23 protein-coding genes and 1 pseudogene are annotated in these 23,925 nt (G+C 66.4%); 11 read left to right on the forward strand and 13 right to left on the reverse strand.

Annotated elements, in window-relative coordinates; translation table 11 throughout:
• Positions 1–43: 43 nt before the first annotated feature.
• Together ACZK13_RS19300 and speD are read right to left on the reverse strand one after the other, a co-directional pair.
• Positions 44–364 carry a DMT family transporter gene (locus ACZK13_RS19300; protein WP_005411314.1) on the reverse strand — a complete coding sequence of 107 codons (321 nt, stop codon included), beginning with the start codon at positions 362–364 and terminating at the stop codon, positions 44–46.
• Between the two features lie 168 nt (positions 365–532).
• On the reverse strand, positions 533–1,327 hold the full coding sequence (gene speD / locus ACZK13_RS19305) for an adenosylmethionine decarboxylase (RefSeq protein WP_006473908.1): 795 nt from the start codon (positions 1,325–1,327) through the stop codon (positions 533–535).
• A gap of 149 nt (positions 1,328–1,476) precedes the next feature.
• Between speD and crp the strand changes: the two genes are divergently transcribed.
• Both crp and ACZK13_RS19315 read left to right on the forward strand, forming a co-directional pair.
• Positions 1,477–2,166, forward strand: a complete 690-nt coding sequence (gene crp / locus ACZK13_RS19310; RefSeq protein WP_010482649.1) for a cAMP-activated global transcriptional regulator CRP — start codon at positions 1,477–1,479, stop codon at positions 2,164–2,166.
• 62 nt (positions 2,167–2,228) lie between these two features.
• Entirely contained in the window at positions 2,229–2,990 is a 762-nt protein-coding gene (locus ACZK13_RS19315) for a sulfite exporter TauE/SafE family protein (RefSeq protein WP_014038735.1), read from the forward strand.
• Between the two features lie 168 nt (positions 2,991–3,158).
• On the opposite strand, the gene ACZK13_RS19320 is transcribed toward ACZK13_RS19315, so the two are convergent.
• The 7 genes and pseudogenes from ACZK13_RS19320 to ACZK13_RS19350 all read right to left on the reverse strand — a co-directional run bounded on the left by ACZK13_RS19320 (position 3,159) and on the right by ACZK13_RS19350 (position 11,238).
• The gene (locus ACZK13_RS19320) at positions 3,159–3,875 is read right to left on the reverse strand and encodes a haloacid dehalogenase-like hydrolase (protein ID WP_125895884.1); all 717 of its coding nucleotides are present in this window, start codon (positions 3,873–3,875) and stop codon (positions 3,159–3,161) included.
• Positions 3,872–4,666 carry an indole-3-glycerol phosphate synthase TrpC gene (gene trpC, locus ACZK13_RS19325; protein WP_088027608.1) on the reverse strand — a complete coding sequence of 265 codons (795 nt, stop codon included), beginning with the start codon at positions 4,664–4,666 and terminating at the stop codon, positions 3,872–3,874. The genes ACZK13_RS19320 and trpC overlap by 4 nt, the downstream gene beginning before the upstream one ends.
• Positions 4,667–4,740: 74 nt before the next feature.
• Positions 4,741–5,772, reverse strand: a complete 1,032-nt coding sequence (gene trpD, locus ACZK13_RS19330) for an anthranilate phosphoribosyltransferase (RefSeq protein ID WP_049401667.1) — start codon at positions 5,770–5,772, stop codon at positions 4,741–4,743.
• A 16-nt stretch (positions 5,773–5,788) separates the two neighbouring features.
• Positions 5,789–6,376, reverse strand: a complete 588-nt coding sequence (locus ACZK13_RS19335) for an anthranilate synthase component II (protein ID WP_125895885.1) — start codon at positions 6,374–6,376, stop codon at positions 5,789–5,791.
• A gap of 2 nt (positions 6,377–6,378) precedes the next feature.
• Entirely contained in the window at positions 6,379–7,158 is a 780-nt protein-coding gene (locus ACZK13_RS19340) for an SIMPL domain-containing protein (protein ID WP_071227667.1), read from the reverse strand.
• Positions 7,159–7,225: 67 nt separating this feature from the next.
• Positions 7,226–8,702, reverse strand: a pseudogene (gene trpE, locus ACZK13_RS19345) (anthranilate synthase component I).
• A gap of 178 nt (positions 8,703–8,880) precedes the next feature.
• Complete coding sequence (locus ACZK13_RS19350; RefSeq protein WP_180845040.1) at positions 8,881–11,238, reverse strand: Tle-like phospholipase domain-containing protein; 2,358 nt, start codon at positions 11,236–11,238, stop codon at positions 8,881–8,883.
• 105 nt (positions 11,239–11,343) lie between these two features.
• Here ACZK13_RS19350 and ACZK13_RS19355 point away from each other — a divergent pair, with 105 nt between their 5' ends.
• On the forward strand, positions 11,344–12,210 hold the full coding sequence (locus ACZK13_RS19355) for an ankyrin repeat domain-containing protein (RefSeq protein ID WP_478482078.1): 867 nt from the start codon (positions 11,344–11,346) through the stop codon (positions 12,208–12,210).
• Between the two features lie 15 nt (positions 12,211–12,225).
• On the opposite strand, the gene yegS is transcribed toward ACZK13_RS19355, so the two are convergent.
• The 4 genes from yegS to ACZK13_RS19375 form a co-directional block, all read right to left on the reverse strand.
• Positions 12,226–13,161: a lipid kinase YegS gene (gene yegS / locus ACZK13_RS19360; RefSeq protein WP_032127162.1), complete on the reverse strand. Its 936-nt coding sequence runs from the start codon at positions 13,159–13,161 to the stop codon at positions 12,226–12,228.
• A 323-nt stretch (positions 13,162–13,484) separates the two neighbouring features.
• Positions 13,485–13,967 carry a GNAT family N-acetyltransferase gene (locus ACZK13_RS19365; protein WP_253144381.1) on the reverse strand — a complete coding sequence of 161 codons (483 nt, stop codon included), beginning with the start codon at positions 13,965–13,967 and terminating at the stop codon, positions 13,485–13,487.
• 12 nt (positions 13,968–13,979) lie between these two features.
• Positions 13,980–14,657: a ribulose-phosphate 3-epimerase gene (rpe, locus tag ACZK13_RS19370; RefSeq protein ID WP_010482664.1), complete on the reverse strand. Its 678-nt coding sequence runs from the start codon at positions 14,655–14,657 to the stop codon at positions 13,980–13,982.
• A 30-nt stretch (positions 14,658–14,687) separates the two neighbouring features.
• The gene (locus tag ACZK13_RS19375) at positions 14,688–15,017 is read right to left on the reverse strand and encodes a J domain-containing protein (protein ID WP_014038745.1); all 330 of its coding nucleotides are present in this window, start codon (positions 15,015–15,017) and stop codon (positions 14,688–14,690) included.
• 144 nt (positions 15,018–15,161) lie between these two features.
• Here ACZK13_RS19375 and ACZK13_RS19380 point away from each other — a divergent pair, with 144 nt between their 5' ends.
• From ACZK13_RS19380 to ACZK13_RS19415, 8 genes are all read left to right on the forward strand, one after another.
• The gene (locus tag ACZK13_RS19380; protein ID WP_032127159.1) at positions 15,162–16,088 is read left to right on the forward strand and encodes a phosphoribosylaminoimidazolesuccinocarboxamide synthase; all 927 of its coding nucleotides are present in this window, start codon (positions 15,162–15,164) and stop codon (positions 16,086–16,088) included.
• A gap of 449 nt (positions 16,089–16,537) precedes the next feature.
• Positions 16,538–17,023 (forward strand): Mpo1 family 2-hydroxy fatty acid dioxygenase, encoded by a 486-nt coding sequence (locus ACZK13_RS19385; protein ID WP_032127158.1) that lies wholly within the window; start codon positions 16,538–16,540, stop codon positions 17,021–17,023.
• Between the two features lie 333 nt (positions 17,024–17,356).
• The gene (locus ACZK13_RS19390; RefSeq protein ID WP_032127157.1) at positions 17,357–20,188 is read left to right on the forward strand and encodes a monovalent cation/H+ antiporter subunit A; all 2,832 of its coding nucleotides are present in this window, start codon (positions 17,357–17,359) and stop codon (positions 20,186–20,188) included.
• The gene (locus ACZK13_RS19395) at positions 20,188–20,580 is read left to right on the forward strand and encodes a Na+/H+ antiporter subunit C (protein WP_049401674.1); all 393 of its coding nucleotides are present in this window, start codon (positions 20,188–20,190) and stop codon (positions 20,578–20,580) included. Before ACZK13_RS19390 ends, ACZK13_RS19395 begins: the two co-directional genes overlap by 1 nt.
• Positions 20,577–22,112, forward strand: coding sequence for a monovalent cation/H+ antiporter subunit D (locus ACZK13_RS19400; RefSeq protein WP_478482079.1), 1,536 nt, complete (start codon positions 20,577–20,579; stop codon positions 22,110–22,112). The genes ACZK13_RS19395 and ACZK13_RS19400 overlap by 4 nt, the downstream gene beginning before the upstream one ends.
• A complete protein-coding gene (locus ACZK13_RS19405; protein ID WP_049401676.1) occupies positions 22,109–22,615 on the forward strand; it encodes a Na+/H+ antiporter subunit E in 507 nt (168 codons plus the stop codon). The genes ACZK13_RS19400 and ACZK13_RS19405 overlap by 4 nt, the downstream gene beginning before the upstream one ends.
• Complete coding sequence (locus ACZK13_RS19410) at positions 22,612–22,896, forward strand: K+/H+ antiporter subunit F (protein WP_005411334.1); 285 nt, start codon at positions 22,612–22,614, stop codon at positions 22,894–22,896. The genes ACZK13_RS19405 and ACZK13_RS19410 overlap by 4 nt, the downstream gene beginning before the upstream one ends.
• Positions 22,893–23,282: a Na+/H+ antiporter subunit G gene (locus ACZK13_RS19415; protein ID WP_049401677.1), complete on the forward strand. Its 390-nt coding sequence runs from the start codon at positions 22,893–22,895 to the stop codon at positions 23,280–23,282. The genes ACZK13_RS19410 and ACZK13_RS19415 overlap by 4 nt, the downstream gene beginning before the upstream one ends.
• Positions 23,283–23,925: the final 643 nt, after the last annotated feature.

Below are 23,925 nucleotides of genomic sequence, written 5' to 3' on the forward strand. Positions count from 1 at the left end.
GCAGAAGATCCGGAGGTTGCCGGCCAGCGGCCGGCACTACCAGTTAATTGGGCGAGACCAGCTTCAGGCCGATCACGCCGGCCACGATCAGGCCCACGCAGGCCAGGCGTGCCGGCGATGCGCTGTCGTTGAACAGGTAGATGCCCAGCACCGCCACGCCCATGGCGCCGATACCGGTCCAGATCGCGTAGGCGGTACCGACCGGGATGCTCTTCATCGCCTGGCTCATCAGGTACAGGCTGATCAGCGCGGACACGACCGTGGCAGCGGTGGGAAGGGGTTTGCTGAAGCCTTCGGAGTACTTCATTCCGAGGGCGAAACCGATCTCGAACAGGCCGGCCAGCAGCAGGTAGATCCAGGGCATGGGTGGGGGCTCCTTACCTTTTTTGAGAAAAACGAAACGGCCCGGTGTTTTCACACCGGGCCGTGGGTCGGTACATCACCGTGGAACTGTAACGCGTGCGGGGCACTGGTTCCACGGGGCGGGTCGTCCCGCCTGGGCGGCGATGCCTGCGGGCATCGCACATGGGGCTTACTCGGACAGGTTCCGGCCGTGGAACAGCTCTTCGATCTCGCGCTTGAGCAGCGCTTCGATCTTCATGCGTTCCTTGAACGACAGGTTCTTGGCCTTTTCCTCGAACAGGTACTGGTCCAGGTCGAAGTCCTTCAGGTGCATCTTCGTGTGGAAGATGTTTTCCTGGTAGACGTTGACGTCGAACATCTCGTAACGCGACTTGATGTTCTTGGCCAGGAAGTTCTGGATCGAGTTGATCTTGTGATCGATGTAGTGCTTCTTGCCCTTCACATCGCGGGTGAAGCCACGGACGCGGTAGTCCATGATCACGATGTCCGACTCGAGGCTTTCGATCAGGTAGTTCAACGCCTTCAACGGCGAAATGACGCCGCAGGTGGCCACGTCGATGTCGGCGCGGAAGGTGGCGATACCTTCCTGCGGGTGCGTTTCCGGATAGGTGTGCACGGTGATGTGCGACTTGTCCATGTGCGCGACCACGGCATCGGAGATCAGCTCCTTGCCGGCCTGCTTCTTGTCGATCACCGGTTCTTCGGAGATCAGGATGGTCACCGAGGCACCCTGCGGATCGTAGTCCTGGCGGGCCACGTTCAGGATGTTGGCGCCGATGATCTCGGCGACATCGGTCAAGATTTGAGTCAGCCTGTCGGCGTTGTACTCTTCATCGATGTATTCAATGTAACGCTGACGCTCCTCTTCGGTGCGCGCGTAACACACGTCATAGATGTTGAAGCTCAGCGCCTTGGTGAGGTTGTTGAAACCCTGCAGCCTCAGGCGAGGCAACGGCTTGACCACGGCGGTCGATTCCTGTGTAAGAAGGGAAAGGGGGAATTATGGGGCAAACTGTCCCCGGGGGGAACGTGAAGAGCGCTCACATCTGGCACACTGTTTGCCCTTAACAATTGCGCTGGTTAAGCTCCGCTATCGACCCCGTGAATCCGTTCATGCGCAGAGGGAGCGCTCCTATCGTGTCAACCGTGCGCCTAGCTAGCAGTCCACTGGCCCTGGATATCGCCACAATCGATCGTTTCCTGGCGCACAGCCACAGGCGGCGATACCCCACCCGTACCGACGTCTTCCGACCCGGTGACCCGGCGGGAACCCTGTATTACGTCATCAGCGGCTCGGTTTCGATCATGGCCGAGGAAGATGACGATCGCGAGCTGGTGCTGGGCTACTTCGGTGCCGGCGAGTTCGTCGGCGAGATGGGCCTGTTCGTTGAATCGGACCGCCGCGAGGTGATCCTGAGGACCCGTACCGCCTGCGAGCTGGCCGAAATCAGCTACGAGCGCCTGCACCAGCTGTTCCTCGGCCCGCTGTCGGCCGATGCCCCGCGCCTGCTCTACGCGCTGGGCCAGCAGATCTCCAAGCGCCTGCTCGACACCAGCCGCAAGGCCAGCCGCCTGGCATTCCTGGACGTTACCGACCGGATCGTGCGCACCCTGCACGACCTGGCGCAGGAGCCGGAGGCGATGAGCCATCCGCAGGGCAGCCAGCTGCGCGTCTCGCGCCAGGAACTGGCCCGCCTGGTCGGCTGCTCGCGCGAAATGGCCGGCCGCGTGCTGAAGAAGCTGCAGACCGATGGCCTGTTGCACGCCCGCGGCAAGACCGTGGTGCTGTACGGCACCCGTTGACCGTTGAGCACCCGGTGGGTGCGGACCTTGGTCCGCACTCTTTCACGCGCTAGGCTCGGTGCATGGAACTGAGCAGCGCATTCTGGTGGTTCATCCTCATCGGCCTGGGCGCCCAGCTGGTGGACGGCGCGCTGGGCATGGCGTTCGGCCTGGTGTCGTCGTCGGTGATGCTGGCCATGGGCATTCCGCCCGCGCAGGCCAGTGCAGCCATCCACACCGCCGAGGTGTTCACTACTGGCGCCTCCGGCGTGTCGCATCTGGTCGCCGGCAATGTCGATAAGCGCCTGTTCCTGCGCCTGGCGCTGCCCGGCGCCGTAGGCGGCGCCGTGGGTGCCTACGGCCTGACCCAGCTGCCCGGCGAGGTGATCCGCCCGCTCATCTACCTGTACCTGCTGGTGCTGGCCATCATCATCCTGGCACGTGCCGCCGGCCGCCTGATGCCCAAGGGCGAGGTCAAGCGGGTGCCCGTGCTGGGCTTCGTGGCCGGCTTCCTGGATGCCAGCGGCGGGGGCGGCTGGGGGCCGGTGGCCACCTCCACCCTGCTGGCCCGCGGCGGCCAGGCACGCACCACCATCGGCACGGTGAACGCGGCCGAGTTTGTGGTCACCCTGACAGTTTCAGCAACGTTCCTGCTGTCGATGGGGCTGCATCACCTGCAGATCGTGGCCGGCCTGCTGATCGGCGGCATGATGGCCGCGCCGGTGGCCGCACTGCTGGTGAAGCGCCTGAAGGAGCGCTGGGTGCTGGTGGCCGTGGGCGTGCTGGTGCTGGGCATCAGCCTGTTCCAGATCGGGCATGCGCTGACCGGGTATCTGGCGCGCTGAGCGCTCGCCGGGCATGGCCCGGCGCTAGCTGCACGGGATTCGGTAGTGCCGGCCGCTGGCCGGCAACCCCGCAAGCCCTTCCGCAATCATGAAGTTGCCGGCCAGCGGCCGGCACTACCGGGTCGCAGCCCGGCACTCCGTCATCCCATCCCCGGCGGATTCCGCGCGTTACGCCTTGTCACCGCCGCGGTCCACGCAGCCCCAGTTGAGGATGCGGGTGCCGGCCGGCAGCACGCGGCGGAAGAAGTCCACCCTGCCCGGCTTCGGGTTCACCACCACCGGCGCCTTGGCGGCCAGCAGCAGCGGCAGGTCGGCGGTGCTGTCGGAGTAGGCGATATCGATGTCGCCGTAGCCGCGCTCGCGCAGCATGCGCATCTTCTCTTCGTTGTGGCAGTGGCGGGTCGGGCCGACGCCACCCAGCCGTGGGCCGACCTCGGTGCCGATCACCGGTACGTCCTGGTGGGCGACGAAGGTCAGGATCGCGCGTGCCAGCTCTGGTGGCGCGCCCGTGGCAACCACCACGCGGTCACCCTTGGCCCGGTGCGCTGCGAACACCTCCAGCGCCTGTGGCAGCAGCTTGGCGCGCATCTGCGCCTCGTTGCGCAGCACATAGGCGTCGATCACCTTGTTGAAATCGCGCGCACGGTGCAGGCCGAAGCTGCCGATCCACACATAGACCGAAATGCCGGTACGGCGGGTCGGCAGCAGCGCCACCATCGGCCCGGCGATCGGCGTGACCAGCAGCGCCGCCAGCATGCGCAGCGGGTTGCGCTTGATCAGCGAAGCGAACAGGTGAGTACCCGAATCGCCATCGTAGAGGGTGTGGTCGAAATCGAAGACCACCAGCGGCGCATCGTCGCGCGGCGTCGGATAGTGCGTTTTCATGCCGCGAAGAATAGCTGACGCAGGCCCTCGCCCGGCTCTTCCACGCGCATGAAGGCTTCGCCCACCAGGAACGAGTGGATGCCGGCATCGCGCATCAGCGCCACGTCCTGCGGGCCGAGGATGCCGCTCTCGGTGACCAGCAGGCGATCGCGCGGCACCGCCTTCTGCATGTCCAGCGTGGTCTGCAGCGACACCTCGAAGGTGCGCAGGTTGCGGTTGTTGATGCCGATCATCGGTGCCGGTACCTGCAGCGCACGCTCCAGCTCGTCGATGTCGTGCACTTCCACCAGTACGTCCATGCCCAGCGACATCGCCAGTTCGGACAGCGTGGCCAACTGCGTGTCGTCCAGCGCGGCGACGATCAGCAGGATGCAGTCGGCGCCCAGCACACGCGCCTCATACACCTGGTAGGCGTCGATCACGAAGTCCTTGCGCAGCACCGGCAATGTGCAGGCCTCACGGGCCTGCTGCAGGTAGGCATCAGCACCCTGGAAGAAGTCCACATCGGTCAGCACCGACAGGCAGCTGGCGCCGCCGAACTCGTAGCTGACGGCGATGTCGGCCGGGCGGAAATCCGGGCGGATGACGCCCTTGGAGGGGCTGGCCTTCTTCACCTCGGCGATCACCGCCGGGTCGCCGTTGGCCACCGCCGCCTGCAAGGCTCGCACGAAGCCACGTACCGGCGGGGCACTGGCCAGGGCGGCCTGCAGCTCCTCGAGCGGGCGCTGGGCGCGGCGCTGGGCCACTTCTTCGGCCTTGCGGGCCAGGATCGTCTGCAGGATGTCGCTCATCGTCTTCGATTCGGTGCGGGGGTGGTGAGGACGGCCATTATCGGCCATCAAGAGGGTCAGGCTGAACCGCGCGCTCAGGCAACCAGCGCGCGGGTGGTCTCTACATACTGCTGCAGGCGCTGGCGGGCGCTGCCGTTGGCGATGGCGGCACGGGCACGGGCCAGGCCGTCGCCGATGTCGCTGGCCACGCCGGCCACGTACAGCGCGGCGCCGGCGTTCAGGGCCACGATGTCCAGCGCCGGACCGGGCTGGTTGTCCAGCACGGCGCGCAGCATGGCAATGGACTGCTCCGGGCCATCCACGCGCAGGTTGCGGCTGGCCGACATCGCGATGCCGAAGTCTTCCGGGTGGATCTCGTACTCGCGTACCTTGCCGTCGCGCAGCTCGCCCACCAGGGTACCGGCGCCCAGCGAGATCTCGTCCATGTTGTCGCGGCCCCAGACCACCATGGCGCGCTCGGTGCCCAGCTCGCGCAGCACGCGTGCCTGGATACCCACTAAATCCGGGTGAAACACGCCCATCAGCACCGACGGTGCGCTGGCCGGGTTGGTCAGCGGGCCAAGGATGTTGAAGATGGTACGCACGCCCATCTCGCGGCGGACCGGCGCGACCACCTTCATCGACGGGTGATGGATCGGCGCGAACATGAAACCGATGCCGGTCTGTTCGATGGCCGCGGCCACCTGCGCCGGCTGCAGCTCGATGGCCGCACCCAGTGCTTCGACTGCATCGGCGCTGCCGGACTTGGACGACACGCTGCGGTTGCCATGCTTGGCCACGCGCGCACCGGCCGCGGCCGCGACGAACATCGCGCAGGTGGAGATGTTGAAGGTGTGCGAGCCATCGCCGCCGGTGCCGACGATGTCGACCAGGTGGGTGGTATCGGCCACCGGCACCGCCAGCGCGAATTCACGCATGACCGTGGCCGCAGCGGCGATCTCGTCGATGGTTTCCTTCTTCACGCGCAGGCCAGTGAGGATGGCGGCGGTCATCATCGGCGAGACATCGCCGCGCATGATCTGCCGCATCAGGTCGACCATCTCGTCGAAGAAGATTTCGCGGTGCTCGATGGTGCGTTGCAGGGCTTCCTGGGGGGAGAAGCTCATGGGAATGCTCCTGGGATCAGGCGGCCGGACGCTGCAGGAAATTGCGCAGCAGGGCATGGCCGTGTTCGGTGAGGATGGATTCGGGGTGGAACTGAACGCCCTCCACCGGGAACTGGCGGTGGCGCAGGCCCATGATCTCTTCGATCGAGCCGTCGTCGTTCTCGGTCCAGGCGGTCACTTCCAGCACCTCGGGCAGGCTGTTCTTGTCCACCACCAGCGAGTGGTAGCGGGTGGCCTGGTAACGGTCCGGCAGGCCGGCGAACACGCCCTTGCCTTCATGGCGGATCGGCGAGGTCTTGCCATGCATGATGTTGCCGGCGCGGATGACCGTACCGCCGTAGACCTGGCCGATGCCCTGGTGGCCCAGGCACACGCCGAGGATCGGCGTGGTCGGGCCCAGGCGCTGGATGAGTTCCAGCGACACGCCCGCTTCGTTGGGCGTGCACGGGCCGGGCGAAATGACGATGCGCTCAGGCTTCTGCGCGGCGATCTCGTCCACGCTCATCGCATCGTTGCGCACCACCTTCACCTCGGCGCCCAGCGTCTGCAGGTACTGCACGAGGTTGTAGGTGAAGCTGTCGTAGTTGTCGATCATCCACAACATGGTCAGGTTCCGTCGCTTATCAGGAAAATGGCGTATACGTTTTCGGTGTAGGTGATGGGGCCGGCTTCGATGGATTCGCGCAGGCGTGAGCCGGTGGTCTCGATCATGTCCATCTGCGCCGCAGGTGACGGCGGCGATGGCGGTGTCACCATGTCGTCGCTTCTGGGCCAATTGCCCGCCTGCACGCCATAGGCGAAGTTCGGCGCCACATCAGAGATGCTGTACAGCCCGCGCAGCTTCGTGCCGTAGGCGGTGGCAAGGCCCTGCGCGGATTGGCGCGTCGACGCGGCGGCCTCACCCTTGAGTTCGCGCCGCAGCGCCACTTCGCCCGAGTAGGTCGGGGCCACGCTGCTGACCTGCAGGTTCTCGTTGGCCTTCAGTGCACCCAGCACGTCCTGCATCGCCTTCACGCTGGCGAAGCTGGCACGCAGCTGGCGCGACACGCGGGTGCCGACGAAGACCTGCCGGTTCTGCTCATAGCGCGTGGCCGGGCCGATCCGCAGATTGTCCGCACGCACGCTGCCCTCCACCGCCTTGTGCTGCTTGAACAGCGCCAGCACGCGCGCGACGTTGTCCTGCACGCGGCGGCGCGCGGCGTCGGCATCCATGTCGGTCTCTTCGATATTCAACTGCAGGCCGAACCGGTCGGGCATCACCTCGCGGCGCGCCTCGCCCTTCACCAGCAGGTGCGGCTGCGAGGGAATGGTGTTGGCCTGCGCCCACGCAGACGGGGCCATCGTGGCCAGCAGTGACGACCACAGCAATGCGCTCAGCAGCTTCATGCGGTACTCCTTGTCTTGAACGGGAACGGCGGAACGACCACGGCGCAGCGGCCGTGGCGAGGCAGGCTTACAGGCCCTTGGCGGCCTGGGCGACGGCGCGGAACAGCGCGCGGCCCTTGTTCATCGTCTCGTCCCATTCCTTGTCCGGGTCCGAGTCGTAGACGATGCCGGCGCCGGCCTGCACATACAGGCGGCCGTCCTTGATCACCGCGGTGCGGATCGCGATCGCGGTATCGGCATCGCCATGCCAGCCGATGTAGCCGATGCTGCCGGCGTAGACATTGCGCTTGATCGGTTCCAGCTCGCGGATCACTTCCAGCGCGCGGATCTTCGGCGCACCGCTGACCGTGCCGGCCGGGAAGGTGGCACGCAGCACGTCGGCATAGCTCAGGCCCGGCTGCAGCTGCCCGGTCACTTCGCTGACGATGTGCATGACGTGGCTGTAGCGCTCGATCACGAACTGCTCGCCCACTTCCACGGTGCCGGCCTTGGACACGCGACCGGCATCGTTACGGCCGAGGTCGATCAGCATCAGGTGCTCGGCGCGCTCCTTCGGATCGGCCAGCAACTCGGCTTCCAGCGCCAGGTCCTGTTCGACAGTGGCACCGCGCGGCCGGGTGCCAGCGATCGGGCGCACCGTCACTTCGCCATCCTGCAAACGCACCAGGATTTCCGGCGAGGAACCGACCACCTGCAGGTCGCCGACATCAAGGAAATACATGTAGGGCGACGGGTTCAGTGCACGCAGCGCACGGTACACATCCACCGGGCGCGCTTTGAACGGCACGCTCAGGCGCTGGCTCAGCACCACCTGGAAGATGTCGCCGGCACGGATGTATTCCTTGCTGCGCTGGACCGCATCGACGAAGCCTTCGCGGGTGAACCCGGAGACGAAATCGGACTCGTCCAGCACGTCGCTGTTGAGCGGTGCGGGATAGCCGGGCCCCCGGTGCGCGCAGCTTGGCGGTCAATGCATCCAGGCGTGCCTGGGCCTGCTCGAACGCACCCTCGACACGCGGGTCGGCATGCACGATCAGGTACAGCCGGCCCTTGAGGTTGTCGAACACCGCCAGCTCGTTGGAATCCAGCAGCAGGATGTCCGGCGTGCCCAGCTCATCGCGGCCAGCCGGCGGGGCCAGGCGCGGCTCGATGTAGCCGATGCACTCGAAGCCGAACCAGCCAACCAGGCCACCGGTGAAGCCCGGCAGGCCTTCCAGCTTGGGCACCGAGTGGGCGCTGCGCAGCGCCTCGACTTCGGCGAACGGGTCGGCCACCTCGCGGGTGTCCACCACCTGGCCGTCTTCGCGCACGGTCAGCGTGTGGCCATGGAAGGCGTACACGCGGCGCGCCGGCAGGCCGATGATCGAGTAACGACCAAAGCGCTCGCCGCCTTCGACGGATTCAAACAGGTAGGTATTGGGGCCGTCGGCGAGCTTCAGATAGACCGAAAGCGGCGTGTCCAGGTCGGACAGCACTTCACGGACGACGGGAATATGGGTGTGGCCTTCAGCGGCCTGCAGCTGAAACTGAGCGTGCGAGTTCAAGACGACTTTCCTTCCGGGACACAGCGTTATGGGGGCGGACGACGGCAACGGGCCACCATCGCCACCAACGGCGTGCGGAAGAAAGGGTATGCGGGGTCGTCAGGCTGGACACCCCTTGACTGTATCGCAGCCGGGGCGGGAGGGGAACCCCGTCGCGGCGTCGCGGTTCATTCGGCCATTAGCCCATCCGCCGGGCGTTCTCCTGGGCCTCCAGCCCCTGTTGCTGGGCCAGTCCGGCTGCCGTCGCCTGTTCGCGACCGGTGTTCAGGGCGTCAACCTGCGCCGTGCTCACGGCCAGCGGCTGGGCCATGCCGGCCGCCACGTCCACATGCGCATGTCGGCGGTGGGCCGCCTGCAGATCCGGGGTGTCGACCGCGAATGCCCGCGTGCGGTCGTCACTGAGCAGCACATGGGAGATGGCCTGCAACCCTTCGCGCTTGGCCTGCACAGCCAACGCCCCGGCCAGCTGATCGCTCTGCAGGTTCGGGATGCGGCCATGTGCCACATCGAGGCCATGCACGCCGGTCTGCGCGCCCTTGAACAGATGGAAATCGATGTGCCCCGGATCGTTCAGCGTGGGTATCTTCGCGCCCCCCTCCTGCAACTGCGCATGCGGCCGTCCAAGCAGCTTGCGCGCGGCCGCCTCCTGGCTCGCGATTGCCGCGTCGAGACTTGGGTTCATCGTCTCGCTCATGCCATGCCGGTCCACCGACTCCCCCATGGTCGCACTGCCGCGCCCGATCACCCACGACGTCTTGGCCAGGTTGACCAGGTTCTGCGGCAGTGCCGGCGTGGGCAGGTGGGTGGCAATGCCCTTGTTGGCCATCGCGCCCAGCCCGACGGTGCCGGCCAGCACGGCCGGCGCCTGCGAGGTCAGCCCGGTGATCTGATGGCTGCTCCAGTTCATGCCCATGTGGAAAGTCGCGCCGTACACGGCATAGCCGTTGCGCAGCCCATTGGCCACGCCATGCACGCCCTGCTGCAGCTGGCCGCCCAGATGATGGCCGCCGGCACGGATGCGGCCGGCATCCGCCGCCGCTTCACGGGTGGCTTCACGGGCCTTGGTTTCGTGTTGATTGCGCGCCGCATCACCGTGCTCACGCATCTGTCTGGCCATGTCGTCGGCACCGAGCGCACCCAGCACGCTGGCCCCGATGTTCCAGCCGTAACTGCCCTTGGCCTGCACGCGGTGGCTGACCGATTCGACCAGACCCTGCAGCTCGCGCCCCTTGGCAATGACCGTCGCACCGCCTTCGATGCCCACCCGCATGCTCTTGCCACCGTAGTCGACCACGGTGCCGATCGCATTTCCCTGCAGGGTCGACGCACGCTCGACGGCCACGCCGGACAAGCTCATGCCCCGGCCCGCCAGCGCGCCGACCTGCTCGACATGTTCACCGGCAACCCGTCCGGCACGCATGCCGCGCGCACCTGCGATCAGCACCTCGGCCAGCGGGCCACCGTATTCGGCAAGCTGGCTTGGCGCTTCTCGATGGCGGCGGTCCACCACCTTTCCGTTCACTTCGGTCTTGGCGTCCAGCAACAGTTCCATCCTGCCCGCGGCCACCGGAACATTGCGCAATGCCTCTGCCCCGGATTTCGACGCCAGCTGGTCAACCAGCTGGGCCGTGGCCGTCTGCGCACCCGCCGGCATCATCTCCTGCAGCTTGCGGGTAACCATCTGCTGCACGCCGGGCTGACGCAGCAGCTGGCTGGTCTCGCTGGCCAACAGGCCAAAGCCCTGCCGGTGATGCTCGTTGAGCCGCTTCAATCCATTCTGCACATCGTTGAGCACTTCACCCGAGGTCTGGTAGGTGTGCACCGTGTCGCGCGTGTTGAACACCGGCAATCCGTGGGATTTCGCGTAGCGATCGGCGGTGGCCGGATGCAGCCCCGCCGAATTGAAGGTGGTCGCACGTACACCGGTAACCGCCGAAGCGGCAGAGGCCATGCCGCCGCCAAGCGAATGACCGGCAAGTTCAAACTGGGTACCAGAGGTCTTCAAGCGACTCGCCAGTGCCATGGCCCGATCGTAGTAGTCGCTCTGCATGCCTACGCCCTGGCGTCCATTGTTGAGGAAATCCTCGCCTCCGGATTCACGCCGCCCGCCTTTCGCCCGGGGATCGATGATTTCGCCCGTTGATCCCTTGAACACCAGCACCGGCTTGGCGTCATCACCGAACACCCTTTTGTCCGGAATGTAGATCTCTGCGCGGAAGCCCGAATCGTTCGGCCGCATCAGCTTCTTCAGGTCGGCCGCTCCCAGGCTGATGCCCGCCGCTTTGAGCGTGTCCGGGTCGGTCACGGCACTGGCTCGCGTCCACCCGACCGGCGGCTCACCTTTGCCCTTTGCCGAGGCATACACATCATCAGCAAGCGAACCCAGCTCGCGGGCGTGATAGGTCTCGCGCAAGCGCGCCGCCTCGGTGGCATGTCCACCTCCCTGCAGTTGCTCGACCAGGTGCTGCTGCGCCTGGACGCTCTTGGCGCGGGCCTGCAACAGGCGTTCCTGCTGCTCGGGATCGTGACCGCTCATGGCAGACTCCATTGCTCATCAGTGAAGACACGGTCATCCAGGACCTGCTGGAATGACCACGGCCAACGCTATCATCCCCCGAACGCGTCCATGTCAAGGGATCACATGCACCGTCACCCTCACAGTTCCTTTACGCCATTTTCCTGCCTGGCGCTGCTGATGCTGCTGATGCTGCTGAGCGCCTGCGCGCGCACGTCTTCACATGGCGCGGAGCGCTATTTCGAGGGCAAGGCACTTGAACTGGCCATCGCCGCCGAACAGGGTGATGCAGCGACGATCACGCGCCTGATCAAGACCGAAGGCGTGAACCCCGACAAGGAGTTCTCGAAGCAGGATGGCATTCCGCTCATCGCGTGGCCGTTGCGCGCACAGAACCTGGAAGGCCTGCGCGCGATGCTCGACAACGGCGCCGACCCGAATGCACGGCGTATTGAAACGCTGGACGGCGAGACGTTCCGCCACAACAACGCCATGGTCTATGCCGCGAAGATGGACGATCCGCGCTACCTGGCCCTGCTGCTGGACCATGGCGGCGACCCGGACACGCGCACCTCCAATACCGAAACGCTGCTGTTCCAGGCTTTCATTTCCGGCAACCTGTGGAAGAACATCCAGCTGCTGGTGGAGCGAGGCGCGCACGTCAACGAATCCAACATCGGCCAGGCCGATACCGTTCTCAGCTGGTACACCGGCCGTGGCGGCTTCGAGCAGGCCTACTGGCTGCTTGAGCATGGTGCGGACCCCACGATTGCATCGCCGTCATCGGCGCAACCGGGCGCGCCCGATCGGATGGCCATGGTCGAAGCCATCTACTGGGAAATCACCACACCGGACCTGCTGCCCTGGCAGAAGAAGTGCCAGCAGTGGCTGATCGATCACGGCATTGCCCGGCCGCCGCTGCCGCAGTACATCCGCGAGAAGCGCGAAGCATTCGGGTTCCCGGCGAAGGAGCAGGACATCCCCCCGTTATAGGACTTCCGGTCCGGCTCAGCGCGGCTCGGACAACAGGGCACAGCCCACGGGCAGGTGCATCCGCACCCTGCCCGGCACGCACGCGATGCGGAACTGGCGCGCCTGTACCGGTTCGCCGTCCAGGTTGAGCGTCAACGGACGCTCGGATTCCACCTGCAGCCACGGCAGGCGCGCGCGCGTCGCCAGTTGTTCCAGCGCGGCCTGGGTGCCGGACTTCAGCATCTGGCCAAGCGTGGCGGTGACTTCACCTTCCAGCTCCGGAAGCACCGTCACGTCCAGCTGCCCATCATCGATCAGCGCCTGCGGGCACAATTGCTGGCCACCACCGGCCTGGCGGCCATTGCCGATGCCGAGCGCGATGAAGTCGCCTTCCCACGCGAAATCCGGGCCCGACAGGCGCGCATGGATCGGCTCGATCCGCCCCAGCTTGGCAATGCCGGTGATCACGTAGGCCAGCCCGCCCAGCATCTTCTTCAGGCCGGCATCGGTCTCCACCGTCACCTGCGTGCCGAAGCCACCGCTGGCGAGGTTGGCGCACCACCATTGCGTGCCATCGGCGTCCACGCGCAGCAGATCGATGGCATGCGGCGTGGCCTGCCCGATCAAGGCCAAGGCTGCCTTCGGCTCGGTCGGAATGCCGGCCGCAGTCGCGAAGTCATTGGCGGTCCCCATCGGGATCAGCGCCAGCGAGGGCAACGCATCTGCCGGCTCCTCACGATGCGCCAGTGTCTCGGCCACCGCGCTGAGCGTGCCGTCGCCACCGGCGGCCACGATCACGTCCACGCCATGATCGATCGCCTCGGCCACGTAGCGTTCGGCGTCACCGTCTTCCCAGGTCACCCGCACTTCCAGCTGCACGCCCTGCCCACGCCAATGACCGACCGCGTCGCGCAGCTCGTCATTGCCTGCGGATTTTCCGTTGAGGATCAGGCGCCAGCGCGGGGTGGTCATGCGGTGCTTCCAGGACGGGGGTGGCACAGGCTAGCAATGCGCCGTTTGTCCGCAGTGAATGTCACGCAGGTGTCATTCAGCTGCTGGAGAATGGAAGGCCATAGCAGGGACGACGGATGGAGGCAGGATCAGCCTCCCACGCATGCAGCGAGGCCACGCCAGTGATTGGCGTGGCTTTTTTTTTGGTGCGTAGGGAGTGCGAACCAAGGTTCGCACCCACCGGGTTGCGGTTCGCGCACACCGGGCTGCGGTTCGCACACACCGGGTTGCGGTTCGCGCACACCAGGTGGGTAGATCCACGCCATGCGTGGATGCACTTCGCCTCAACCGTTGGCGAAATCGTGCAATGCCTGGCCCTGCAGCCGGTACACGGTCCACTCGTCCTGCGGCGTGGCGCCAGCGGCGGTGTAGAACTCGATGGCCGGGGTATTCCAGTCCAGCACCGACCATTCGAAACGACCGCAACCTTCGGCCACGGCCTGGCGTGCGATGTACTTCAGCAGCGCCTTGCCGGCACCGGCGCCGCGCTTTTCCTGGCTGACATACAGGTCTTCCAGGTAGATGCCCTTGCGGCCCAACCAGGTGGAGTAGTTGTAGAAATACACCGCATAGCCGATCGCTTCGCCGTCGACTTCGCAGATCAGCGCGCGGGCCGTGGCATCGGCACCGAACAAGCTTTCGGCGATGCCGATCTCGTCGGTCTGCACCGAATGCTCGGCCTTCTCGTAGATGGCCAGTTCGCGGATGAAATGCAGGATCAGTCCCGCATCGGCGACGGTGGCCGGGCGGATGTTCAACACGGCCACCGTGCTCATGGCTCAGCCCCGCGCCGCAGCGACGTTCGCGCGCATCTGCGCGATCACGTCCTGGTAGCTGGTCTTGGCATTGAAGATGGCCGAACCGGCGACGAATGTATCGGCGCCGGCAGCAGCGATCTCACCGATGTTGTCGGCCTTCACGCCGCCATCGATCTCCAGGCGGATGTCCTTGCCGCTGGCGTCGATCATCTTGCGCACCACGCGCAGCTTGTCCAGCGCCGAGGGAATGAAGGCCTGGCCGCCGAAGCCCGGGTTGACCGACATCAGCAGCACCAGGTCCAGATCGTCCAGTACCCAGTCGAGGATGTCCACCGGGGTGGCCGGATTGAGCACGATGCCCGGCTTGCAGCCCAGCGAGCGGATCAGCTGGATGGTGCGGTGCACGTGGCGGCTCGCTTCCGGGTGGAAGCTGATGTAGGTGGCACCGGCTTCGGCGAAGTCCGGGATGATGCGGTCCACGGGCTCGACCATCAGGTGCACGTCGATCGGCGCGGTCACGCCGTGCTTGCGCAGCGCCTGGCAGACCATCGGGCCGATGGTCAGGTTCGGCACGTAGTGGTTGTCCATCACGTCGAAGTGGACCCAGTCCGCGCCGGCGGCGAGGACGTTGTCGACTTCCTCGCCGAGGCGGGCGAAGTTGGCGGACAGGATGGAGGGGGCGATGAGGCAGTTGGACATGGCCGGGCCTTGCAACGGTAGGAAAGAGGGTCAGCGCTTGCGCAGGGTCTTGATGCGGTCGTAGGCGGCATTGATCCTCCGCGACTTCTGCTCGGCCTGCTGCTGCAGCTCGGGGGCCGCGCCGCCGAGCTTGTCGGGGTGGTACTGCGAGATCAGCCTGCGGTAGGCGCGCTCGACCTCGGCATCGGTGGCCTCGGAGGTCAGCCCCAGCTCCCGGTACGGGTTCTCCTTGTTCAGGCGGAACCAGTCCGAATCGAAGGCATGGCCGATCAACAGGCCGACCACCGCGCCAAACAACGGATTGGGCCGGAACAGCAGGGCGCCGGCGATGAATCCGAGCAGTTTTCCGTACCAGCGCATGGCGCTCCGGGGTCGACCGACGAAATGGACGCTCATTTTACGTCACAGCGGGCCCGGACGGCTTTACACTAGGCCGCCCGCTGGTCAGCGGGCCCGCCGGGTCCGTTGGGCAGCAGCCGTATCGACAACGCCCCAGGAGTGCCCGTGCCAACCACGCTGTTGCAATCCGATCTCCCCGGCCTGCCCTTGCGCCATCGCGGCAAGGTGCGTGATGTGTTCGATATCCCGCGCGAGCGGCTGCCAGCAGGGACCCCGCCGGGCGACTACCTGCTGATGGTGGCCACCGATCGCCTGTCGGCGTTCGACGTGGTCCTGCCCGACCCGATCCCGGGCAAGGGCGAGATGCTCTGCCAGGTCTCCAACTTCTGGTTCGCCAAGACCGCGCACCTGATGCCCAACCACCTGACCGGCATCGACGTGGCCAGCGTGCTGCCCGAAGGCGTGGACCCGGCCCTGTACGCCAAGCGCGCGGTGGTCACCCGCAAGCTGAAGCCGGTGCCGGTGGAAGCGATCGCCCGCGGCTACCTGATCGGCAGCGGCTGGAAGGACTACCAGCGCACCGGCAAGGTCAGCGGCATCGACCTGCCCGACGGCCTGCGCCAGGCCGAGCAGCTGCCCGAGCCGATCTTCACCCCCTCGACCAAGGCCGCCGTGGGCGACCATGACGAGAACATCGATTTCGATGCGATGGTGAAGCAGGTCGGTGCCGAGATGGCCGAGCGCGTGCGCGATGCCACCCTGCGCATCTACAAGTTCGCCGCCGAATACGCCCGCGAGCGCGGCATCATCCTGGCCGATACCAAGTTCGAGTTCGGTACCGACGCCGATGGCCGCCTGTACATCATGGACGAGATGCTGACGCCGGATTCCTCGCGTTACTGGCCGGCCGACGAGTACGAAGTGGGCACCAGCCCGCCGAGCTACGACAAGCAGTTCGTGCGCGATTACCTGGAGACGCTGGACTGGGGCAAGACCGCCCCGGGCCCGACCATCCCGGCCGAGATCATCGAGCGCACCCGCGCCAAGTATGCCGAGGCGCTGCAGCGCCTGGCCGGGATCAGCGTCGACTGATGCCCTGCGCCCCCCGCCGGTCTGGCTGGGGGCGTTCTGAATGCGGTACTGCCGGCCGCTGGCCGGCAGCCTCGCAAGCCTGCAGCCAGGCATGGCCTGGCTCTACTGCCGGTTGCCTGGGGTAGTGCCGGCCGCTGGCCGGCAACTTCGCGAACCTGCAGCCAGGCATGGCCTGGCTCTACTGACGGTTGCCTGGGGTAGTGCCGGCCGCTGGCCGGCAACCTCGCGAACCTGCAGCCAGGCATGGCCTGGCTCTACTGCCGGTTGCCTGGGGGTAGTGCCGGCCGCTGGCCGGCAGCCTCGCAAGCCTGCAGCCAGGCATGGCCTGGCTCTACTGACGGTTGCCTGGGGGTAGTGCCGGCCGCTGGCCGGCAACCTCGCGAACTCGGCTATGCTCTGGATTGCCGGCCAGCGGCCGGCACTACCGTTGTCCGAGGAAGCAACGCAGCATGCAGACATCCACCGAGCTTGCGCGGCCGATCGACCGCTATTTCGCCAGCTACTCCGACGACCACCGCAATCTGATCAACCAGCGCATCCACGTGGTGGCGGTGCCGGCGATCCTGTGGTCGGTGGTGGCCCTGCTGTGGTGCCTGCCGCCGCTGATCACCTGGTTCCAGTACGGCATCTGGTCGGCGTTCGCGATGTTCAGCGCCTGGTGCTTCTACAACAAGCTGTCGCGCCCGCTGGGCATCGGCATGCTCATCCAGTTCTTCGTATTCGGCTGCCTATGCCGCCTGCTGGAGGCCGAGATCGGCCTGCATAACCTGTTCTGGCTGGCGGTGGGCGTATTCGTGGTGGCCTGGATCGCGCAGTTCATCGGTCACAAGTTCGAGGGCCGCAAGCCCAGCTTCCTGACCGACCTGACCTACCTGCTGATCGGCCCGGCCTGGGTGATGGCCAAGTTCTACCGCAAGCTCGACTGGCGCTACTGACCTGCCCGTGGCCGACGTTGCCCCTCGTTTCCTGAACGGGCAGATTCCGTCACCCGCACTCCACGACGGCCCTGCCAGCCTGCACCGGTGATCCGTTCCCCATCGCCCGCCCGTCGACGGCAGCCCCTGTGCGACAGGGCCTGCGGTCTCCCTGCGTCGGCGTAGGGTGTCCCCCGAGAGCAACCGCGGAGGGACCGCAGCAACGTGATGCTGCGCTGCAGAAAAAATGAATCAGCGGACGTTACATGCAATTGATCGCTGTTCGATGGGTTTCGGCGACATTTCGCAGCCTGTTATCCTCCCTGACCTGCTCGTGAATCATGGATTCCCTGCATGCTCCCCAGCCTGCCCCTGCTGCTGGCCCTGCCGTTCCTGATGGCAGCGGCTGTTGCGGCCTTCCCCCGTAGTTCGCGCTCGACTGCTGCCTGGCTGGCGGCGCTGGCGCCGTTGGGCGGGCTGGCCATCCTCGGCTGGCTGACCCCGTCGGTGCTCGATGGCCAGGTGGTCCGCACCCTGGTGCCCTGGCTGCCGCAGATCGGCCTGGACTTCACCCTGCGCCTGGACGGGCTGGCCTGGATGTTCGCCGGGCTGGTGCTCGGCATCGGCGCGCTGGTGGTGCTGTATGCGCGCTACTACCTGAGCCAGCAGGACAACGCCCACCGCTTCTACTGCTACCTGCTGCTGTTCATGGGCGCCATGCTGGGCATGGTGCTGTCGGGCAACCTGCTGTTGCTGATGATCTTCTGGGAAATGACCAGCATCAGCTCGTTCCTGCTGATCGGCTTCTGGTCGCACCGCCAGGACGCCCGCGAAGGCGCACGCATGGCGCTGGTGATCACCGGCGGCGGTGGCCTGGCCCTGCTCGGTGGCGTGCTGCTGATCGGCCGCATCGTCGGCAGCTTCGACTTGGACGTGGTGCTGGCCGCCGGCGAGCAGATCCGCGCCAGCGCGCTGTACCCGTACGCACTGTTCCTGGTGCTGGCCGGCATCTTCACCAAGAGCGCGCAGTTCCCGTTCCACTTCTGGCTGCCGCACGCGATGGCGGCGCCGACCCCGGTCTCGGCTTACCTGCACTCGGCCACCATGGTGAAGGCCGGTGTGTTCCTGCTGGCGCGGCTGCACCCGGCACTGGCCGGCAGCGACCTGTTCTTCTACACGGTCAGCGGCATCGGCGCGCTGACCCTGCTGATCGGTGCCTGGAATGCGATCTTCCAGCACGACCTGAAAGGCCTGCTGGCGTACTCGACCATTTCCCACCTGGGCCTGATCACCCTGCTGTTCGGCCTGTCCACGCCGATGGCGGTGGTGGCCGGCGTGTTCCACATCCTCAACCACGCCACCTTCAAGGCCTCGCTGTTCATGGCCGCCGGCATCATCGACCACGAAACCGGCACCCGTGACATGCGCAAGCTGGGTGGCCTGCGCAAACTGATGCCATTCACCAGCGCGCTGGCGATCATCGCCTCGCTGGCGATGGCCGGCATCCCGTTGCTCAACGGCTTCCTGTCCAAGGAAATGCTGTTCGCCGAAGCGCTGACCGCCGGTGGCGGCCCGGGCGCGATGCGCACGGCCGTATCGATCGCGGCGCTGCTGGCCGGTGTGTTCGGCGTGGCCTACAGCCTGCGCTTCGTGCACGACACCTTCTTCGGCCCCGGCCCGCACGACCTCGACCGCGTGCCGCATGAGCCGCCGCGCTGGATGAAGGTGCCGGTGGAACTGCTGGTGGTGATCTGCGTGGCGGTGGGCATCGCCCCGGCACTGACCGTGGCGCCGGTGCTGCATGCCGCTGCGGCCTCGATCCTCGGCAACGCCATGCCCGAGTACAGCCTGGCCGTATGGCACGGCTTCAACCTGCCGCTGGCGATGAGCGCGATCGGCGTGGTCGGTGGCGTGGCGCTGTACTTTGGCCTGCGCAAGCTGATCAACCTGCACGGGGTGGAAACCCGCACCACCGGCCGCAACGTGTTCCATGCGCAGCTGGATGCCCTTTCCGCGCTGGCCATGCGCCTGACCAACGGCATCGCCAATGGCAGCCTGCAGCGCATGCTGCTGGGCCTGGTGCTGGTGGCGATCGCGGTCGCCGCCGCGCCGTTCGTGGCCAACCCGGCCTCGCCGAACTGGACCGCGCCGCAGCCGATCCCGCTGCTGGGCTGGGTGCTGTGGCTGGTGATGATGGCCTGCGCCGTTGCCACCCTCCGTGTCTACAAGCAGCGCCTGCTGGCGGTGCTGCTGGTCGGCGGCGTCGGCCTGATGGTGGCGCTGACCTTCGTGTTCCTGTCCGCACCGGACCTGGCGCTGACCCAGCTGCTGGTGGAGATGGTGACCCTGGTGCTGATGCTGCTGGGCATGAACTACCTGCCCGCGCAGTCCGGGCCGGAGCGGCCGCGCTGGCGCAAGCGCCGCGATGCGGTGATCGCGATCATCGCCGGCGCCGGCCTGGGTGCGCTGGCCTATTCGGCGATGACGCTGCCGCCGAACACCATGGCCGGCGAGCTGCTCGCCCGTGCCCTGCCCGAGGCCTACGGCCAGAATGTGGTCAACGTGATCCTGGTCGACTTCCGCGGCTTCGATACCTTCGGCGAGATCACCGTGTTCGGCATCGCCGCACTGGTGGTGCATGCGCTGCTGCGTCGCACGCGGATGGCGCCGGAGCAGATCATGCCCGGCCCGCCGATCAAGCTGCCGGTGCCGGCCGACCTGGCGCAGATCATGTTCCCGCTGACGCTTACCGTATCGATCTTCCTGTTCCTGCGCGGCCACAACGCGCCGGGCGGTGGCTTCATCGCCGGCCTGGTGCTGGCGGTGCCGCTGCTGATCCAGTACGTGATCCAGGGCACCGCGTCGGTGGAGTCGCGCTTCGGCTTCGACTACATCCGCTGCATCGGCATGGGCCTGTTGATCGCCCTGCTCAGCGGCAGCGCGTCGATGCTGTTCGGCGTGCCGTTCCTGACCAGCGGCCACCTCGACCTGCACCTGCCGCTGATCGGCGACGTGCCGCTGGCGAGTGCGATCGGCTTCGACATCGGCGTCTATCTGGTGGTGTTCGGTGGCGCCATGCTGATGCTGTCGATGATGGGCACGATCAAGCCGTCGCGTACCCGCACTGCCCGCAAGGGTGAGATCGACCTGCAACGCCGTTCGGCACGCACCGGGGAGATGCACTGATGGAACTGGCCCTGGCTACCGCGATCGGCGTACTGACCGCCATCGGCATCTACCTGCTGCTGCGTGCGCGCAGCTTCGATGTGATCCTCGGCATGACCTTCCTGTCCTACGCCACCAACCTGCTGATCTTCGCCGGTGGCCGCGTGGTGCTGGGCAAGGCACCGGTGCTGCAGGAAGGCGTGGACAGTCACCTGGGCAACTACACCGATCCGCTGCCACAGGCGCTGGTGCTGACCGCGATCGTGATCGCCTTCGCGATGACCGCGGTCAGCATCGTGCTGGCCATGCGCAGCCGCAGCGACAACCACAGCGACCACGTGGACGCCCACGAGCCGGATGACGACCTGCAGGATGAGCGCATGCCGCCGCGCCAGGGCGAGGACCGCGCATGAACCACCTGGTGATCCTGCCCATCCTGATTCCGCTGCTGGGTGCTGCACTGTCGCTGTTCGTCGAACACCGCCGCTATGGCCCCAAGGTGCAGCGCGCGGTGGCCTGGACTGCGCTGTCGGCGCTGGCGCTGGCGGTGGGCCTGCTGTTTGCCACCACCGCCACTGGTGAGATCAACGTCTACCTGCTCGGCGACTGGCCGTCGCGCCTGGGTATCGCGCTGGTGGCCGACCGGCTGTCGGCGTGGATGCTACTGACCACCCTGCTGCTGGCCATTCCCTGCCTGCTGCATGCCTGCTCGGGCTGGGACCGGCGCGCACCGCACTTCCATGCACTGTTCCAGTTCCAGCTGGTCGGCCTGAATGGCGCGTTCCTGACCGGCGACATCTTCAACCTGTTCGTGTTCTTCGAGGTGATGCTGATCGCCTCCTACGGCCTGCTGCTCAGTGGCGGCCGCGGCCTGCGCATGCGCATCGGCCTGCACTACGTGGTGTTCAACGTCACCGCCTCGACCCTGTTCCTGATCGCACTGGGCCTGCTGTACGCCTCGCTGGGCTCGCTGAACATGGCCGAGCTGTCGCAGCGCATTGCCGAGGTGCCGCCGGCGCAGCTGACCCTGGTAAAGGCCACGATGGGCCTGTTGCTGCTGGTGTTCTGCGCCAAGGCTGCACTGATGCCGCTGTACCTGTGGCTGCCGGAAGCCTATTCGCGCGCACCGGCCGCCGTGGCCGCCCTGTTCGCGATCATGACCAAGGTCGGCCTGTACTCGGTGCTGCGCATCCAGATGCTGTGGTTCGGCGACGATGCCGGTGCGATGGCCGGCTATGGCCGCGACTGGCTGCTGTGGGCCGGCGTGGCAACGCTGGTACTTGGCGGCCTCGGTGCGCTGGCCGCGACCCGCCTGCGCGTGCTGATCTCGTATCTGGTGATCGTCTCGGCAGCCACGCTGTTCATCGCCTTCTCGGTAGGCACGCCGCAGGTGCTGTCCGCCGGCCTGTACTACCTGCCGCACAGCAGCTTCGTCGCCGCCGCACTGTTCCTGATTGCCGACCTGATCCGCCGCCGCCGCGGTGGCGCCAGCGACCGCAAGGAAGTGGTCGCGCCGATGCCGGGCAAGGAAACGCCGGCGGTGCTGTTCCTGATCGGCGCGGTGTCCGTGGCCGGCCTGCCGCCGCTCTCCGGCTTCCTGGCCAAGGCCGCCCTGCTGGCCGGCATGCCGGCGCAGTACACCGGCCCGGTCTGGACCGCGGTGCTGGTCAGCAGCCTGCTGGTGATCATGGGCCTGACCCGTGGCGGCATCCGCCTGTTCTGGCGCGTGCCGCCGGTCGAGGCCGATGCACCGAAGCCGCGCAAGGCACGCCTGCGCCGGGTCGAGCTGTACGCGGCCTGCATCCTGCTGGCCTACGGCATCGGCATGACCCTGGCCGCTGCACCGCTGATGCGCTACACCGACGCCACCGCCGCACAGCTGCTGCACCCCAGCGAGTACGTGCAGCAGTTGCGCGCGACCACGCCGGAGATCCGCCAGCCATGACCGCCCAGCGCTCCCTGTTCCGTCGCGTCATTCCCTCGCCGATGCTCAGCATCATGGTGGTAGCGTTCTGGCTGCTGATGTCCGACAGCTTCACCCTCGGCCAGTTCGTGCTGGGGCTGGTGCTGGGCGTGGTGGTGCCGCTGTTCGCCGCGCGCCTGGACCGCGAGTTCGCCCGCATCGGTACCCTGCGCCCGCTGCCCAAGCTGCTGTGCGTGACCCTGTGGGACATCCTGATGTCCAACATCCGCGTTGCCGTGCAGGTGCTGGGCCCGGAGAAGAACATCCATCCGGGCTTCATCTGGCTGCCGCTGGACATCGCCAACATCCACGGCATCGCCGCGCTGACCAGCATGATCACGCTGACCCCGGGCACGGTCTCGGCCGCGCTCAGTGACGACCGCAAGTTCCTGCTGGTGCACGTGCTGCACCTGGAGGACCCACAGGACCTGATCGATACGATCAAGCGCCGTTACGAGGCGCCGTTGATGGAGATCTTCCCATGACCGGTTTTGAAGTCATCCAGACCACCCTGGTGGTGTGCATGCACGTGGTCGGCCTGGCCATGCTGCTGGCCACCTGGCGCCTGCTGCGCGGGCCGACCGTGCCCGACCGCATCCTCGCGCTGGACACGCTGTCGGTGACCGCGATTGCCGAGCTGATGCTGTTCGGCATGTACCTCAACTCGCCGATCTACTTCGAGGCGGCGCTGATCATCGCCATGCTCGGCTTCGGCAGCACCGTGGTGCTGAGCAAGTTCGTGCTGCGCCGGGACATCGTCGAATGATCACCGCGATCCAGATCGGCCTGTCGATCCTGCTGCTGTTCGGCTGCTTCTTCATCCTGGTCGGTGCATTGGGCCTGGTGAAGCTGTCCACGTTCTTCAAGCGGCTGCACGCACCGACCAAGGCCAGCACGCTGGGCGTGGGCTGCGTACTGGTGTGTTCGGTGTGCTACCACATCTTCCTCGGCCAGGACCCGCAGCCGCGCGAGCTGCTGATCACCGTGTTCCTGTTCATCACCGCACCGATCAGCGCGCACATGATGGCCAAGGCCGCGCTGTCGCTGCTGATGGAAACCCGCCCCAGCCTGCCCGGCAACGAACCGGCCGCCGAAGAGCAGCTGCCGCCGCCGGAACCGGTGCGGGAAGAAGAAACCACGCAGAACCGGTGAATCCGGTAGCGGCCGACCTTGGTCGGCGCTTTGTTTCCCCGAGTGCCAACCAAGGTTGGCAGCTACCGCATCATCGGCGGGTTGACCGGTAGGTGCCGACCTTGGTCGGCACGGAACCAACCGCATCCACGCGTGGCGTGGATCTACCGACCGCAATGCCCGGTAGCGGCCGACCTTGGTCGGCGCTCTGTTTCCCCGAGTGCCAACCGAGGTTGGCAGCTACCGCATCATCGGCGAGGTGACCGGTGGGTGCCGACCGTTGGTCGGCACGGAACCAACCACATCCACGCATGGCGTGGATCTACCGACTGCAATGCCCGGTAGAGGCCGACCTTGGTCGACGCTCTGTTTCCCCGAGTGCCAACCAAGGTTGGCAGCTACCGCATCATCGGTGGGTGGACCGGTATGTGCCGACCTTGGTCGGCACGGAACCAACCGCATCCACGCGTGGCGTGGATCTACCGACCACAATGCCGGGTAGAGGCCGACCTTGGTCGGCGCTCTGTTTCCCCGAGTGCCAACCGAGGTTGGCAGCTACCGCATCATCGGTGGGTGGACCGGTGGGTGCCGACCTTGGTCGGCACGGAGCCAACCGCATCCACGCGTGGCGTGGATCTACCGACCACAATGCCCGGTAGAGGCC

It is taken from the genome of Stenotrophomonas sp. 99219_Sma (assembly GCF_056480785.1).

What these genes read in the sequence shown, in the direction of transcription:
- ACZK13_RS19300 (WP_005411314.1), bottom strand. Translation starts at nt 364, where the DNA reads ATGCCCTGGATCTACCTGCTGCTGGCCGGCCTGTTCGAGATCGGTTTC.
- crp (WP_010482649.1), top strand. Translation starts at nt 1,477, where the DNA reads ATGCGCAGAGGGAGCGCTCCTATCGTGTCAACCGTGCGCCTAGCTAGC.
- ACZK13_RS19315 (WP_014038735.1), top strand. Translation starts at nt 2,229, where the DNA reads ATGGAACTGAGCAGCGCATTCTGGTGGTTCATCCTCATCGGCCTGGGC.
- ACZK13_RS19320 (WP_125895884.1), bottom strand. Translation starts at nt 3,875, where the DNA reads ATGAAAACGCACTATCCGACGCCGCGCGACGATGCGCCGCTGGTGGTC.
- trpC (WP_088027608.1), bottom strand. Translation starts at nt 4,666, where the DNA reads ATGAGCGACATCCTGCAGACGATCCTGGCCCGCAAGGCCGAAGAAGTG.
- trpD (WP_049401667.1), bottom strand. Translation starts at nt 5,772, where the DNA reads ATGAGCTTCTCCCCCCAGGAAGCCCTGCAACGCACCATCGAGCACCGC.
- ACZK13_RS19335 (WP_125895885.1), bottom strand. Translation starts at nt 6,376, where the DNA reads ATGTTGTGGATGATCGACAACTACGACAGCTTCACCTACAACCTCGTG.
- ACZK13_RS19340 (WP_071227667.1), bottom strand. Translation starts at nt 7,158, where the DNA reads ATGAAGCTGCTGAGCGCATTGCTGTGGTCGTCACTGCTGGCCACGATG.
- ACZK13_RS19350 (WP_180845040.1), bottom strand. Translation starts at nt 11,238, where the DNA reads ATGAGCGGTCACGATCCCGAGCAGCAGGAACGCCTGTTGCAGGCCCGC.
- ACZK13_RS19355 (WP_478482078.1), top strand. Translation starts at nt 11,344, where the DNA reads ATGCACCGTCACCCTCACAGTTCCTTTACGCCATTTTCCTGCCTGGCG.
- yegS (WP_032127162.1), bottom strand. Translation starts at nt 13,161, where the DNA reads ATGACCACCCCGCGCTGGCGCCTGATCCTCAACGGAAAATCCGCAGGC.
- rpe (WP_010482664.1), bottom strand. Translation starts at nt 14,657, where the DNA reads ATGTCCAACTGCCTCATCGCCCCCTCCATCCTGTCCGCCAACTTCGCC.
- ACZK13_RS19375 (WP_014038745.1), bottom strand. Translation starts at nt 15,017, where the DNA reads ATGCGCTGGTACGGAAAACTGCTCGGATTCATCGCCGGCGCCCTGCTG.
- ACZK13_RS19385 (WP_032127158.1), top strand. Translation starts at nt 16,538, where the DNA reads ATGCAGACATCCACCGAGCTTGCGCGGCCGATCGACCGCTATTTCGCC.
- ACZK13_RS19390 (WP_032127157.1), top strand. Translation starts at nt 17,357, where the DNA reads ATGCTCCCCAGCCTGCCCCTGCTGCTGGCCCTGCCGTTCCTGATGGCA.
- ACZK13_RS19395 (WP_049401674.1), top strand. Translation starts at nt 20,188, where the DNA reads ATGGAACTGGCCCTGGCTACCGCGATCGGCGTACTGACCGCCATCGGC.
- ACZK13_RS19400 (WP_478482079.1), top strand. Translation starts at nt 20,577, where the DNA reads ATGAACCACCTGGTGATCCTGCCCATCCTGATTCCGCTGCTGGGTGCT.
- ACZK13_RS19405 (WP_049401676.1), top strand. Translation starts at nt 22,109, where the DNA reads ATGACCGCCCAGCGCTCCCTGTTCCGTCGCGTCATTCCCTCGCCGATG.
- ACZK13_RS19410 (WP_005411334.1), top strand. Translation starts at nt 22,612, where the DNA reads ATGACCGGTTTTGAAGTCATCCAGACCACCCTGGTGGTGTGCATGCAC.
- ACZK13_RS19415 (WP_049401677.1), top strand. Translation starts at nt 22,893, where the DNA reads ATGATCACCGCGATCCAGATCGGCCTGTCGATCCTGCTGCTGTTCGGC.